The organism is Enterobacter sp. RIT637, from assembly GCF_019718755.1.
Lineage (GTDB): Bacteria > Pseudomonadota > Gammaproteobacteria > Enterobacterales > Enterobacteriaceae > Enterobacter.
On record NZ_JAIHAZ010000002.1, the window covers coordinates 182,004 to 196,770 of the forward strand.

The 14,767-nt window shown below is 56.7% G+C and carries 11 protein-coding genes; 6 read left to right on the forward strand and 5 right to left on the reverse strand.

Annotated features, from left to right (window positions below; genetic code table 11):
* Window positions 1–97 precede the first annotated feature (97 nt).
* The gene (gene pqqU / locus K5E19_RS04440) at window positions 98–2,212 is read left to right on the forward strand and encodes a TonB-dependent receptor PqqU (RefSeq protein ID WP_221550168.1); all 2,115 of its coding nucleotides are present in this window, start codon (window positions 98–100) and stop codon (window positions 2,210–2,212) included.
* A 122-nt stretch (window positions 2,213–2,334) separates the two neighbouring features.
* Here the strand turns inward: pqqU and K5E19_RS04445 are convergent, their stop codons facing one another.
* The 3 genes from K5E19_RS04445 to K5E19_RS04455 all read right to left on the reverse strand — a co-directional run bounded on the left by K5E19_RS04445 (window position 2,335) and on the right by K5E19_RS04455 (window position 4,936).
* Window positions 2,335–3,003, reverse strand: a complete 669-nt coding sequence (locus K5E19_RS04445) for a GntR family transcriptional regulator (protein ID WP_221550169.1) — start codon at window positions 3,001–3,003, stop codon at window positions 2,335–2,337.
* Window positions 3,004–3,253: 250 nt separating this feature from the next.
* Window positions 3,254–4,294: an NADP-dependent oxidoreductase gene (locus tag K5E19_RS04450; protein WP_221550170.1), complete on the reverse strand. Its 1,041-nt coding sequence runs from the start codon at window positions 4,292–4,294 to the stop codon at window positions 3,254–3,256.
* A 66-nt stretch (window positions 4,295–4,360) separates the two neighbouring features.
* Entirely contained in the window at window positions 4,361–4,936 is a 576-nt protein-coding gene (locus K5E19_RS04455; protein ID WP_221550171.1) for an XRE family transcriptional regulator, read from the reverse strand.
* Window positions 4,937–5,087: 151 nt separating this feature from the next.
* Between K5E19_RS04455 and K5E19_RS04460 the strand changes: the two genes are divergently transcribed.
* Complete coding sequence (locus K5E19_RS04460; RefSeq protein WP_221550172.1) at window positions 5,088–5,606, forward strand: GNAT family N-acetyltransferase; 519 nt, start codon at window positions 5,088–5,090, stop codon at window positions 5,604–5,606.
* Window positions 5,603–6,052, forward strand: coding sequence for a DMT family transporter (locus K5E19_RS04465; RefSeq protein ID WP_042716194.1), 450 nt, complete (start codon window positions 5,603–5,605; stop codon window positions 6,050–6,052). The genes K5E19_RS04460 and K5E19_RS04465 overlap by 4 nt, the downstream gene beginning before the upstream one ends.
* Window positions 6,053–6,055: 3 nt before the next feature.
* Here K5E19_RS04465 and K5E19_RS04470 read toward each other — a convergent pair whose 3' ends face one another.
* Both K5E19_RS04470 and K5E19_RS04475 read right to left on the reverse strand, forming a co-directional pair.
* On the reverse strand, window positions 6,056–6,289 hold the full coding sequence (locus tag K5E19_RS04470) for a YdcY family protein (protein WP_010431507.1): 234 nt from the start codon (window positions 6,287–6,289) through the stop codon (window positions 6,056–6,058).
* A gap of 101 nt (window positions 6,290–6,390) precedes the next feature.
* Window positions 6,391–7,989 carry an ABC transporter substrate-binding protein gene (locus tag K5E19_RS04475; protein ID WP_221550173.1) on the reverse strand — a complete coding sequence of 533 codons (1,599 nt, stop codon included), beginning with the start codon at window positions 7,987–7,989 and terminating at the stop codon, window positions 6,391–6,393.
* Window positions 7,990–8,269: 280 nt separating this feature from the next.
* Between K5E19_RS04475 and K5E19_RS04480 the strand changes: the two genes are divergently transcribed.
* The 3 genes from K5E19_RS04480 to K5E19_RS04490 are packed head-to-tail and all read left to right on the forward strand — an operon-like array spanning window position 8,270 to window position 14,761.
* A complete protein-coding gene (locus tag K5E19_RS04480) occupies window positions 8,270–9,604 on the forward strand; it encodes an SrfA family protein (RefSeq protein WP_221550174.1) in 1,335 nt (444 codons plus the stop codon).
* A 4-nt stretch (window positions 9,605–9,608) separates the two neighbouring features.
* Window positions 9,609–12,590 (forward strand): virulence factor SrfB, encoded by a 2,982-nt coding sequence (locus K5E19_RS04485; RefSeq protein WP_221550175.1) that lies wholly within the window; start codon window positions 9,609–9,611, stop codon window positions 12,588–12,590.
* Window positions 12,587–14,761 (forward strand): virulence factor SrfC family protein, encoded by a 2,175-nt coding sequence (locus K5E19_RS04490; RefSeq protein ID WP_221550176.1) that lies wholly within the window; start codon window positions 12,587–12,589, stop codon window positions 14,759–14,761. The genes K5E19_RS04485 and K5E19_RS04490 overlap by 4 nt, the downstream gene beginning before the upstream one ends.
* Window positions 14,762–14,767: the final 6 nt, after the last annotated feature.

The window sequence follows — 14,767 nt, forward strand, 5'->3', positions numbered from 1 at the left end:
CAATGTGCGGTTATAGTTTTCAAAACATTTACAAAAGATTTAACATGTATGCACATGTTCCATTTGGTTCGTTTCTTTTCCTTAACTGGTTTACTTCATGAAAATCATTACTGCCAATAAGGCAACGCTCCCGCTGCTGCTGGTTCCTGTTATTTTTGCGCCCCTGGAGGCGATAGGCGCGGACGAGCAGACCATGATCGTCAGCGCCACGCCGCAGACGGTCTCTGAACTGGATACGCCCGCGGCGGTCAGCGTCGTCAATGGCGACGATATGCGTCAGGCCGCGCCACGGATCAACCTCTCTGAATCCCTCGGCAGCGTGCCGGGGCTGCAAATTCAGAATCGCCAGAACTATGCGCAGGATCTGCAGATTTCAATGCGTGGCTTTGGTGCCCGCTCTACCTTCGGCGTGCGCGGTATTCGGATGTACGTGGACGGTATTCCCGCCACCATGCCGGACGGACAGGGTCAGACCTCGAACATCGATCTCACCAGCGTGGATAGCGTGGAAGTGCTTCGCGGCCCCTTCTCTGCCCTTTACGGCAACGCCTCTGGCGGCGTGATTAACATTAATACGCAGACCGGCCAGCAGCCGCCGACCATTGAGGCCAGCAGCTATTACGGCAGCTACGGCACCTGGCGCTACGGCATGAAAGCGACCGGTGCGATGGGCGACGGTACGCATGCGGGCGATGTGGATTACACCGTGTCGACCACCCGCTTCACCACCCATGGCTATCGCGACCACAGCGGCGCGCGTAAGAACCTCGCCAACGCGAAGCTGGGCGTGCGCATTGATGACGTGAGCAAGCTGACGCTGATTTTCAACAGCGTAGATATGAAAGCTAACGATCCGGGCGGTCTTGACTATCAGGAGTGGCATGACAACCCGCGGCAGTCACCGCGCGGCGACCAGTACAACACCCGCAAAACCATCAAGCAGACCCAGGCCGGGTTGCGCTATGACCGTCAGCTGAGCGAGCAGGACGATCTCAGCGTGATGATGTACGCCGGTGAGCGTGAAATGACGCAGTATCAATCCATTCCGTATCAGCCGCAGCTGAGACCAACTCATTCCGGCGGCGTGATTGATATGCAGCGTCACTATCAGGGTGTCGATACCCGCTGGACGCACCGGGGCGAGCTGCTGGTTCCCGTCACCTTTACCACCGGGCTGAACTACGAAAATCTGAGCGAAGATCGTCGCGGGTACGAGAACTTTGTCATGAACAACGGCGTGCCGGATTACGGTGTCAAAGGCGATAAGCGTCGTGACGAACGTAACCTGATGTGGAACCTTGACCCATATCTGCAAACCAGCTGGCAGTTAACGCAAAAACTCTCCGTCGATGCAGGTGTGCGCTACAGCTCCGTCTGGTTTGATTCCAACGACCATTACGTTACGCCCGGCAATGGCGATGACAGCGGCGACGCGAGCTACCATAAATGGCTCCCGGCGGGCTCGGTGAAATACGCCGTGACCGACGCGTGGAATCTCTATGCCGCTGCGGGTCGTGGATTTGAAACGCCAACCATCAATGAACTCTCCTATCGCCCTGATAACCAGGGTGGGCTGAACATTGGCCTGAAGCCGTCCACCAACAATACCTATGAAGTGGGCAGCAAAACCCGTATCGGCAACGGTCTGCTGACAGCGGCGCTGTTCCGCACCGATACGGATAACGAGATTGTGGTGGATTCCAGCTCTGGAGGCCGAACCAGCTATAAAAACGCCGGTAAAACCCGCCGTCAGGGTGTGGAAGTTTCCCTCGACCAGCAGTTTGCGGAAAACTGGAAGCTGAAAATGGCGTGGACCTACCTTGATGCCACCTACCGTACCAACGTATGCGGTGATGATAGCTGCAATGGCAACCGTATGCCGGGTATTGCCCGCAACATGGGCTTCGCATCGTTTGGCTGGCAGCCAGAAGAAGGCTGGTATGCGGGGACTGACTTGCGCTACATGAGCGACATCATGGCCGACGACGAAAACACGGCCAAAGCGCCGTCTTATACGGTTGTCGGACTCAATACCGGGTATAAATTCAACTACGGCAACTGGGGAATGGATCTCTTTGGCCGCGTCGATAACCTGTTCGATAAAGAGTACGCGGGCTCGGTGATTGTCAATGAGTCCAACGGGCGTTATTACGAACCTGCTCCGGGCCGCAACTACGGCGTAGGACTGTCGGTCTCTTATCGCTTCGAGTAAGGATACGCGACGCCCCTATTCTCTTTTTTAATATTTTAACTCCTGTTGGCTAAATGCCAGCAGGAGTTATTCATCAAAAGAATAAATAGATGCGGTAAATAGTCGCGGGTTAAAATAATCTCTCAGTTGAAATATTGTCGCTGTAGCAGATCGTTTGCTTCATCAATCAGCTTATCTATTGCTTTCTTACTCCCTTCGACATCCCTTCTTTCCAGGGCAGAAAGTAAATCTGCGTAATGATAGGTTGACACCCTGATATCATTCAGCTCCCGGTGCAGATAGTTAATGCAGGGGCCAATCCGCACCCACAGCTGCTCAATAAGTGCGCTGAGCGTCGGCATTTCCGCGTACTGATACAGCGTGAAGCGAAAAACTCGGTTTGCGTACAGCGCCTGCTGTACGTTGCCGTTAGACATGGCGTCATGAAATGCCTCAGACAGCTTGTGCAGCGTTTCCAGCTTGCTCTCGGTCATGTGCTGACAGGCTGCCGCTACCGCCATTGGCTCCAGCTGTTTTCTGATGGCATTTATCTCGTTATAGCGATCTAACGTTACCTCCGGCACCAGGAATGCCTGTGCCGGCGTGGCGTGCAGCGCACCTGCCGATACCAGACGTAAAAGCGCCTCGCGTACCGGGGTGATACTGGTGCCTAATTTATCGGCGATCTCTTTCGTAATCAGTCGAGCGCCAGGTTTAAGTGAGCCTGTAATTAACGCCCCTTTTAAACTGATCTCAACTTGCATGGTTAGACTGACTCTTTGCGCTTTTTCTAAATGATCCAAATCAAGCATGTTCAATTCCTGTAGCTAATACTTAATGCTATTTATAAGCGACGCTTTTTATAACGACGCTGGTTCGATATATCCTGTATCGTCATGCCTGGTGGGAGATGCATTTAACTGCATAAAAAGGTATTTTAAATACATTTTATTGTTATCTGGTACAGTCGCTCTGATGGCGCAAAATCTGCGTCGATATAATTAAAGACAATATATCGTATCTTCACAAATAAATATGGCGGGAAACCCGCCATATTGTCGTTTATTTATTGTCCGCCGCGACGCGAATCACGACTTTGCCGAAGTTTTTGCCTTCAAGCAGCCCAATCAACGCCTCGGGTGCGTTTTCGAGTCCGTCAGTAACCTGTTCGCGATAATGGATTTTACCTTCCTGCACCCAGCGCCCCATTTCGTCCTGGAACTCTTTGATACGGTGTCCGTAGTCCTGACCGATGATAAAACCCTGCATGCGAATGCGTTTCTTCAGTAGGGTTGCCATCAACAGCGGCAAACGATCCGGGCCGTCCGGCAGGCGGGTTGCATTGTAGCCGCTGACCAGCCCACACACCGGCACGCGCGCGGCGGTATTCAGTAGCGGCAGTACGGCATCAAAGACTTTCCCGCCAACGTTTTCATAATAAACATCAATGCCCTGCGGGCAGGCTGCTGCCAGCTGCGCGTCAAAATCCGCAGCGTGGTGATCAAGGCACTCGTCAAAACCCAGTACCTCAACAGCATGACGGCATTTTTCAGCACCACCCGCGACACCCACAACGCGGCAGCCTTTAATCTTGCCAATTTGCCCGACCGTTGCCCCAACCGGCCCGGTCGCCGCAGCCACCACCAGCGTTTCACCGGTTTTTGGCTGGCCGATATCCAGCAGGCCCATATAGGCGGTGAAGCCCGGCATCCCGAGCACGCCAAGCGCCCATGAAGGGTGCGAAGGGTTTTCCCCGAGCTTGACCAGGCCGCTGCCGTCCGAGAGTTCATACTCCTGCCAGCCGCTATAGCCCAGCACCCATTCACCCGGTTTGTAATCCGGATGGTTGGATTGCTCAACCCGGCTTACCGTACCGCCCACCATTACCGCGCCAATCTCTACGGGCGGAGAATAGGAAGGCGCATCGCTCATGCGACCGCGCATATACGGGTCCAGCGAGAGCCAGACCGTGCGTAATAGCACCTGTCCCTCTGCCAGAGCGGGGAGCGGCTGTTCTTCTAAACGGAAGTTATTTGCCACAGGCGCGCCGTGTGGGCGAGAGGCCAAAAGCCAACGACGGTTTCGCGTGGAAGATTGACTCATATATCACTCCTTTCTCGTGCAAATGTCTCTAGAGACTAGTCCCTTATCCGGCATGACGCTTTGACATTACGAGCCAGACTGATTGAGGCGGACAACCAGATAAATGCAGGTTTCGTCAGTTTCGTTAATAAACCGACAGTCATTGGGCGGCCCCAGCTCAAGGCAATCTCCGGCCTTCATTTCATGCCGGGTATCCCCTTCCTGAAACACCAGCTCGCCGGACTGCAGCCAGATCAGCTGACGCGCCAGCGCGTAGGACGATGCGGGCATCGGCACGTCGCTGCCGGGGGGAAGTTCCACCTGCACGAGATCGATAGGCAAATCGGTACGCGGCGACACATGACGACGCACGTAATGCGTCTGCGGATCGCGCCAGACCGGCTGATTCGCCAGGCGCAGCAGTTTGCCTTCCTGCATTTCCGCCCGCGCGATTAACGTGGACATGCTGATGCCAAAGGCACCCGATAACCGGGCGAGCAGCGTCGCCGTGGGGCTACTATCCCCACGCTCTATCTTATGGATCATCGCGCGCGATACGCCTGCCCGGTCGGCCAGTTCGCTCAGGGACCAGCCTCGCGACTCGCGTTCGATACGAATACGCGCGCTAATCCGTTGATTCATATTGTCTGTCATAGTATTCATCACGTCATACTATAGTGTATGAACAGCATTTCAATGGCGGTTTTCATAACAAAAAAATATGGTTTATACCGTAGCCGTAAGCCGGCACTCTTGTGTACTATCGTGACATTATCGTACCACTATAGTGAACAACTCAGCCTGAGGGTTAACCATGATCGTTCGTCATGCCAGTAAAGAAGATTGCGCCGCTATCGGTGAAATATACAACCACGCGGTTCTGCATACGGCCGCCATCTGGAACGATAAAACGGTGGATACCGATAACCGAATCGCGTGGTTTGAAGCGCGCACGCTGGTGGGTTATCCCGTGCTGGTCAGCGAAGACGATGGCGTGGTAACGGGCTATGCCTCCTTCGGCGACTGGCGGGCGTTCGACGGTTTTCGCCACACCGTTGAGCACTCCGTCTACGTACACCCGGAGCACCAGGGTAAAGGCATCGGGCGGTTGCTGATGAAGGCGTTGATTATTGAAGCGCGAAAAATTGGCAAACACGTCATGGTGGCGGGGATTGAAGCGCAAAACCAGACCTCCATTCATCTTCATGAGACGCTGGGGTTTGTCACCACTGGACAGATGCCGCAGGTTGGGACCAAGTTTGGCCGCTGGCTGGACTTAACCTTCATGCAGCTGCAGCTTGACGAGCGCAGCGAACCGGATGCACTCCCATGAATCAATCGCTCACGCTGGCGTTCCTCGTTGCCGCGGGTATTGGGCTGGTGGTGCAAAACACGCTGATGGTGCGCATAACCCAAAGCTCGTCCACCATTCTCATCGCCATGCTGTTGAACTCGCTGGTTGGCATTGTGCTGTTTGTTAGCATTTTGTTGATTAAGCAGGGATTTACCGGCTTTCATGAACTGGCGTCAACGGTTCGCTGGTGGACGCTGATTCCGGGCCTGCTGGGCTCGTTTTTTGTCTTTGCCAGCATTAGCGGGTATCAGAATGTAGGGGCGGCGACCACTATTGCGGTGCTGGTGGCAAGCCAGCTGATTGGTGGGCTGGTGCTGGACGTGCTGAGAAGCCACGGCATTCCGCTGCGCGCGCTGGTTGGCCCTGTGTGCGGCGCGGTGATGCTGGTGGTGGGCGCCTGGCTGGTAGCCCGACGCCAGTTTTGATCGTTACAGTATGGTGCCGCCTTTGGTCAGCTGTTCCTCACGCGCATCCATCTCTTCTTTATGCTGCTTACCATGGTGTGAAATCGCGGTGCGCAGGCGCTGCTGCTGGGTGTAGCGGTCCTCGCGGCTCAGCTCTGCATCATCGCTGAGTTCAATCAGCAGTTCGTTCATGTGGGTAATCACGCTCTCTTTGATAGCGGCATCCACTCGGGCTGTTACGTCATTTAAATGTGACATTGTCACTCCTTGTTATGTGCCCGGTGGCGCTGCGCTTACCTGGCCTACGGGTGCCAAATGTAGGCCGGGTAAGGCGTAGCCGCCACCCGGCGATAAAACGCTTAGTTCAGCTTCGCTTTCGAGAAATCGCTGCCCATCAGGCTCACGCTGTAACCCGTCACGTTGCTTCGGGTCGCGTAGAACGTTTTGCCGTTCGCAAGGGCAATCCACGGCGCCTGCTGGTAGAAAATCTCCTGCGCCTGACCGTAGAGTTTCGCACGTTCTGCCGGGTTGCTGGTCAGCTTCGCTTTATTCACCAGAGCGTCATAACCCTTATCGCACCAGCGCGCGGCGTTAGATCCGGTTTTGATACTGTCACAGCCCAGCAGCACGTCGGCGAAGTTATCCGGGTCGCCGTTGTCGGACATCCAGCCAAACAGTGCGGAGTCGTGCTCACCTTTACGCATGCCGGAGAGATACTCGCCCCACTCGTAAGAGACAATTTTCGCCTTCACGCCCACTTTCGCCCAGTCGGCCTGGATCATCTCGGCGATACGACGCGAGTTAGGGTTATACGGACGCTGAACCGGCATTGACCACAGGGTCACTTCGGCGCCCTTCTCCATTCCGGCCTGCTTCAGCAGCGCTTTCGCTTTTTCAGGATCGTAGCTGTAATCCTTCAGATCTTTATTAAAGCCGAGCATATTTGGCGGGATCGGCGATTTTGCCACCGTACCTGAGCCCATAAACACCGCGTTCACGATCGCCTTTTTGTCGGTCGCATAGTTAAGCGCCTGACGCACCAGCACGTTATCGAACGGTTTTTTCTCGGTGTTGAACGCCAGATAGCCGACGTTAAGCGCATCGACCGAATGCAGCGTCAGATCTTTGTTTTTCTTGATGACGTCAAACTGAACCGGCGACGGCGCAGGGATAATCTGGCATTCGTTAGTTTGCAGTTTCGCCAGGCGGGTTTCTACGTTAGGCGTAATAGAGAAGATCAGGTGTTTGGTCGGAACCGCGCCGTCCCAGTAGTTCGGGTTTGCAACGTAGCGGATAAGCGAGTCCACCTTATACTGCTGAAGCACGTAAGGCCCGGTGCCGATTGGCCAGGTATCGACGTTCTCAGGCGTGCCCTTTTTCAGCATTGCGTCGGCATACTCGGCTGACAGGATAGAGGCAAAATCCATCCCCCAGTCGGCCAGAAACGCGGCGTTCGGTTCGCTAAGCGTAAACTGGACGTGGTAATCATCGACCTTTTTCACGTCCTGAATTAGCTTGTCCAGCCCCACATCGTTGAAGTACTCGTAATTCCCCTGCGAGACGTTGTGATACGGATGCTTAGGGTCTTTCTGACGCATGACCGAGAAAATAACGTCATCCGCGTTAAAGTCACGGGTCGGCTTGAAGAATTTATTACTGTTAAACTTCACCCCTTTGCGCAGGGTGAACGTATAGGTTTTGCCGTCCGGCGAAATGGTCCACGACTCCGCCAGCGACGGAACCGGGGTATTTTTCACCGGGTCAAAATTGATCAGGCGGTTATACAGCACCTGGGAGCTGGCGACAAAAGACGGGCCCGAACTGGCGATTTGCGGGTTAAACGACTCGGGTGAAGCCTCGGAGCAGTAAATAATGGTATCGGTGTTTGCCGCCCATGCGGCCCCTGTCGGTAAAAGCGTGCTCAACGCGAGAGCAAGCAGTGTTTTCCCTGTAGACATGGTTATAACCCTTTCAGTTTTATTATTGTGAACGGTAATAACAGCACAGCTGTTTTGACCTGACAAATAACGAAACACTATCAGGTTATTCTAAAGCAGAGTTTATTGCTGCTTTTCCAGTCAAGAAAAAAAGCGATTTGCCTTAAGTGTCATTATTCGTCAAGCACAACCGTCGCGATCAATGCGGTAAGAAATCGGCCCTTTTGGCGTCTCCTCAGCCGTTTGCTTGCGTCCCGGTTTCGTTAAAGTAACGGTGTGAAGTAGTCTATGGGACCAAATCGTGGCAAAAACACTTTTACGCAGCGGTAATCTGGATGATTTTCAGGCCGTTGGCGGCGGCGGACAGGCCGTTTTTGAATCAGCGTTGCAAATCCGTGAAGCGCTTCGGCTGCGCAAACAGCAGGCTATTGTTGACTGCCTGGCCATTCCTCAGGTGAACGACGGCGGCGACCGCGTTGACTGGTATTCCCCCGTTGACGGAACGGTATCCAGCTGGAAAGCCGCAGAGGAAGATGAGCGCTATCGCGCCCTGCGCTACCTGGAGAACACCCTGGCCAGCGTAGAATCGCTGAGCAAAAAGTGTCTGCAGTCACCGAAAACCGCGCAACAGCTGTTTGGTTCCCTGCTGTCAAAAACCTTCCAGTTCCCCGGCGAAAACTTCCTCTATCTGGTCGATGGTAAACCGGTGCTGTGCTTCTGGGGCTTTGTGAACCTTAACGAGAACGCCCGTGATGACGTGCTTGATTGTCTGAGGGAATCGCTGATCCCGGAGCCCGCGCCCGTTGTCATTCACGATCCCGAGCCTGAGCCCGAGCCGACGCCGGTGATTACCTTTGAACAAGCCGATGAGCCGCTCGTTACGCCTGCGACCAGCGTGCGCATCACCGAGGAGGCGCTGTACGAGCCAGAACCGCCTCGCGCGATCGTGCCGCCTGTAGCAGAAGAACCCGCGCCTGAAATCGTGCCGAAGAAACGCCGCGTTCCCCTGTGGTCATTGCCCGTCGCGGCAGTGATTGTTGCGGCAATAGCGACCCCATTACTCTGGCCAAAACAGGCCCCCTCTGCTGAACCTGTCGTCGTCCCGGCAGCGCCTGTCGCCATTGCGCCAAACCCCATTAAGCCGGTGGAACCGCTTGCCATGAACCTGCCTCTGCACCAGGCCGAAGTGCTGGAGCCGAAGGTACAAGCGCCCGCACCGAAACCGGAGCCTGTCGTGATTGCCGCGATCCCGAAAGATGCCATGGTGATGGAGGCAAATCAGGTCAAAGCAGGCTCTACGCGGTTCCTGAACGGGACCTGGCGCGCCCTTCTCGACGTGAAAGATCCGGTCACCGGCAAGCCGCCGTCGCTGCGCTACCAAATACAAAATAATAAAGGCACCGCGCGCGTGGTTCACGGCGACAACATCGTTTGCCGCGTCGAAGTGTTCTCCGGGCTGCACAGCAACGGTGAGTTGCTGATTAAAACGCGCGGCAACGCCCGCTGCACGGACGGCTCACGCTATCCCATGCCTGAAGTCGCCTGCAAAGCAGGCACCAGCGATGTGGCGGAGTGTAGCGCACGTTATGATGCCAACACCGTCGTTCCTTTGACGTTCAAGAAAGCGGGTGCGTGATCCTATGCTGGTAACCCTTTGCGACTATAAACAGAGCGTCACGCTCATTGCTAACAGCGGCGTACAGTTTCTTGATTTTGGCCTGACCCCGCAGGACACCGCCAGCAACGGCCGTTTCGTGCGTAAAACGGCAAATGGCCCGCTGCTGCGCCTTGATTTCGACCTGGTGAATGGCCGTTATACGCTCCCGGCGACCGGCGGCAGCCAGCCGGAGGTGGTGAAACCGGAAAGCACCATTCCGTTGCATCAGTCTCTGACGGTACTGGACGGCGTCTGGCTCCCGCTGCCGTTCCTGCGCTTTAATCCTCCGCGCACCTTCGTTGATGGCCCGGACAACTGGGCTCGCGTGCAGGTGCGTAAGCTGGATACCCCGGATGCGGCAGGCAATACGCATCGCGTGACCCTCGCGCTCGACAGCCAGATTGCAGAACACGCCACTTCCGCGCTGTCGCCTGTCGAAAACGATATTCTGAACGGCACCCGTTTCGCCCTTGCCTGGCGCGATGAGGAAGTGGAGAACTTCCTCGATCAGACCTGGATTGACGGCTGGCTGCGCGAAGCCTTTACCCAGTTTGCTGACGGCGTTGAAAAACGCTCTGAACGCGAACTGCACCAGGCAATGCGCAGCTTTGAATATCAGGCGCACTGGCTGAACCTCCTGTCGATGCTCGGCGAGCAGCTGAGCGTGCCTGAGGTAAAATTTGTCACCCACACGCTCAGCACCCCTGCCATTCCGGTCGACCTGATCCTCGACGTCGGCAACACCCACACCTGCGGCGTCATAATTGAAGATCATGGCGATGCGAACGACGGGCTACGCCAGACCGCCGAGCTGCAGGTTCGCTCGCTAAGCGAGCCGCAGTTCCTGAATGAACCGCTCTTCACCAGCCGCCTGGAGTTCTCCGAAGCGCGTTTCGGCAAGCAGCACTTCTCCGTGGAAAGCGGCCGTGAAGATGCCTTCGTCTGGCCGTCAATCGTGCGCGTGGGAGACGAAGCGCGCAAGCTGGCAATGCAGCGTCTGGGGACCGAAGGCAACAGCGGCATCTCCAGCCCGCGTCGCTACCTGTGGGACGAAACTCCGGTGGTTCAGGACTGGCGCTTCAGTCAAATGAACAGCAAAACCCAGCGTGAACCGCTGGCGACCGCGTTCCCGCTGATGAACCTGATGAACGATGACGGTGAGCCGCTCTTCACCCTGCCTCAGGATGAACGTCTGCCGGTATTTTCCCCGCAGTACAGCCGCAGCACGTTAATGACCCATATGCTCTGCGAGCTGCTGGCACAGGCGCTGGGGCAGATCAACAGCGTCGCCACGCGCCTGCGCCTGGGCTTCCCGGCGTCGCCGCGTCAGCTGCGCACGCTCATTCTTACCCTGCCCTCGGCCATGCCGAAACAGGAGCGTGAGATCTTCCGTCGCCGTATGTTTGAAGCCATTGCTATCGTCTGGAAAGCGATGGGCTGGCACCCGCAGGATGAAGATTTTGCCAGCCGCAAACAGCAAGAAAAAAGCGTGGTGCCGGTACCTGAAATTCAGATGGAATGGGACGAAGCCAGCTGCGGCCAGTTGGTCTGGCTGTATAACGAAGCCATCTCCCATTTCGGCGGCCAGACGGAAGCGTTCTTCGCCTCCCTCGCCCGTCCGGACCGCGAGCCTGAACCGGGCGTTCAACCCGGGCGTTCGCTGCGCGTGGCCTCCATTGATATTGGCGGCGGCACGACGGATATGGCAATTACGCACTATCAGCTAGACGACGGTTCCGGTAACAACGTCAAAATTACTCCGCAGCTGCTGTTCCGCGAAGGGTTTAAGGTCGCCGGAGACGATACGCTGCTGGACGTGATCCAGCGCTATGTGCTGCCTGCGCTGCAAACCCAGCTGCAGAAATCCGGGATTGCGGACGCTTCCCTCCTGATGGCGTCACTGTTTGGCGATTCAGGACGCATTGACACGCAGGCCGTGCTGCGCCAGCAAACGGCGCTTCAGCTGTTTATGCCGATTGGTCATGCGATCCTCGCCGCGTGGGAATCCAGCGACATTGACGATCCGCTGGCCGGGCTGCATGCCACCTTCGGCGATCTCCTTGTGCAAAAACCGACGCGCAACGTCCTGAACTATCTGCAGCAGGCGATCGACCATGCGCTGCCCGCGGGGTCTGAAGCGTTCGATCTCTTTGCCGTTCCGCTGCACGTTAATTTCCGCGAGATGCAGGATGCGATGCTGGCCGGACAGTTCACGCTGGCGTCTCCCCTTCATGCGGTATGCGAGGCCATTTCCCATTACAGCTGCGATATTTTGCTGATCACGGGCCGCCCGGGCTGCCTGCCGGGTGTCCAGGCGCTCATTCGCCACCTGCAGCCGGTGCCGGTCAACCGCATCGTCTGGCTGGATAAGTATCAGGTGCATGAATGGTATCCCTTCAGCCAGCAGGGGCGTATCGGCAATCCGAAATCTACCGCCGCCGTCGGCGCGATGCTGTGCAGCCTGGCGCTGGATCTTCGCCTGCCGCGCTTTAACTTTAAGGCAGCCGATATTGGCGCGTACTCGACGGTTCGCTACCTGGGCGTGCTGGACAACACCATCAATACCCTGCGCGAAGAGAACGTCTGGTACCAGGATATCGATCTCGATAAGCCGGGCGCGAAACTGGATGCCAGGCTCCATTTCCCGCTACGCGGGAACGTCACGCTCGGTTTCCGTCAGCTTGCGAACGCCCGCTGGCCAGCGACGCCGCTGTATACCCTGAGCATAAACTCTGCTGAGCTGGCAAAAGCCATTGCGGGCGACGGCGTGCTGAACGTGCGCCTGAAGCTGCGCGGCGGCAGCAAGCATGAAGGGCCGGAGTCCTTCGAGCTCAGCGACGCCTGGCTGCAGGACGGCACGCCGGTTCCCCCGGATGCATTGACCTTTAAACTGAATACCCTGGCCGATCGCCGTCATAGCGGCAGCCACTACTGGATTGACAGCGGGAGCGTATACCTGAAATGACTGCGACGACTGCCACCACTCAGGCCTTAATCGGGTGGATTAACGACACGCGCCTGCACGCTCCCATGCTGGATAACGATGCTGATGCCCTGCTGGCACGGGTCACGTCTGCCCAGGCGCGTGAGCAGGCCATTGACCGTGCGCTCCAGAGCCAGAGCAGCATCGGGCTGTACGGCCATTCTCAGGCGGCGAAATCGCATTTACTTTCGTCACTGTGCGGCAGCGGCAACGGTCGGCTGAACGTGTCACCCGGCCAGCGCACGTTCGACTATTTTTCACATATCAATCCCGGCCATGCGGCGACGAATATGGCCATTCGCTTCACCCGCGAACAGGGGGATATTGCCGATGAGGCGTTTCCGCTGCGTCTGCGACTGGTGACCGAAGCCGAACTGGTCCAGCTGTTTATTGCTCGCACCACCCTGCACCCGCAGATCCGCCCGGTGGATAAAGCCGTGATTGAAACGCGGCTGGAGAAGTGGCGCGCCTTGCGTCAACCGCAGGGCGTTCCGGGGATCACCGCGCAGGAGGTGGGTGCAATCGCCCGTTTCTGGCAGAGCACCGTTCCCGGCGGGAAACAGCACATGGACGATGCCCTGTGGCACCAGTTTGCACTGCTGATCCCGTCGCTCGATCTCAGCACCCGCGCCAGCGTCTGGTCTCTGCTGTGGGGGGAACAACAGGAGTTAACCCAACAGTGGCTTAAGCTCGCCCACGTTCTGCATCAAACCAGCCACGCCACGCTGCTTGCGACCCCCCTTAGCCTGCTGGTGGATAACTTTGGTCTACCGAGTGAAGGTTTCCTGACGCACGGGGCGCTGACCGCGCCTGAGGCGCAGGACGCGCTGCTGCACCCGATCAGCGACGGTGACATGCTAAATGCCATTAGCATTCCCGTTGATATCCTCGCCTTCCTTACCCGTGAGCTGGTGCTGCCGGTAGAGGGATGCGTAATTGATAATGTTGATATTATTGATATTCCTGCGCTGTCTGACGACGGCGCTTCGTTGATGACGCAGGCCAAATGCCTGTGGCTGCTGGAGCATTATCGCCAGCAGCTGCAGCCCGATGTTCTGGTCATCTGTAACGCCACCGCGCATCATCAGCAGACGGCAAAAACAGCGCGAACCCTTCAGAACTGGGTCAAAGAGACGCAGCCAGCGGAAGAATCCGCTCTCCCCGGTCTCGTGTGGGCAATTACGCCGCACGACGCGCGTTTTACCACGAAACAGAATCTGGACGAAGCCGTCCAGCACCTGCTGGGCCAGCCGGGACTGCGCTGGGGCACGCTGCAGGCGCTGGACAGCCACAGCATGCAGCGCATGATTGAGTGGCTTTCTCAGGCCACGCTGCCGTCACAGCGTCACAAGCGGCTCACTAAGCTAAAAACGCTTTTACAGCAGGATCTGGCGGCGCTTATGCACCCTTACCTTGCCCCCGTCGCTCAGGATGCAGGAGGAAGACGTTCACAGGCCGAAAATATGGTGAGAATGCTGCAAAGCAGCGCCGCACGCCACGGTGAACTGCTTGAAGGGCTGTTACCGCCGCTCAAAGCCTTTGAAACGCTCCTGGCAGTCCAGCAGCCGCGCGAGGAGCAGGTCAACGGGTTGTTCACCGACGTTATTGACCTGTTCGCGGAAAATACGCAGGAAAGCACCGGCACCGTTCAGACCAAAGATAAAGCACGCCTCGCACACAAGGTGTGGATCAACCATCTGCGTCAATGGAGCCGCAACGATGCCGCCGCCGCCCGGTTAGGCCTTGAACCGGCGGTTTTACAGCAGGTTGCCGATGTGCTCGTCGTCGCCAGTTACCGTCTGGATTTACCTCAGCAGTTGCAGCGGATCGTTGAGACGGATAAAAGCAGCGCTGCGCAACTGCATGCGGTGATGGGTAATTTCATTGGCTGGCTGGGTTACGACAGCGTGCCGGTGTCTGAGCGTCCTGCAAGCCGCATCCGTAAAGGTCAGGCAATCTTTGTTACGCCCGTTGTGAGCAGTGCAACCCCGCGTCTGGCGCGTCTGGGCGAGCAACCCGTTCATGCCGCAACGGCATATGTGTACGACTGGCTGGTCGCGCTCTATAGCCGTGCGATAGAGAACATTGATTACCAGCATCCGCATGATGTCCAGCCTGGCGCGCGTCAGGCCTTATACGCATTATTGCGCTGAACGCTG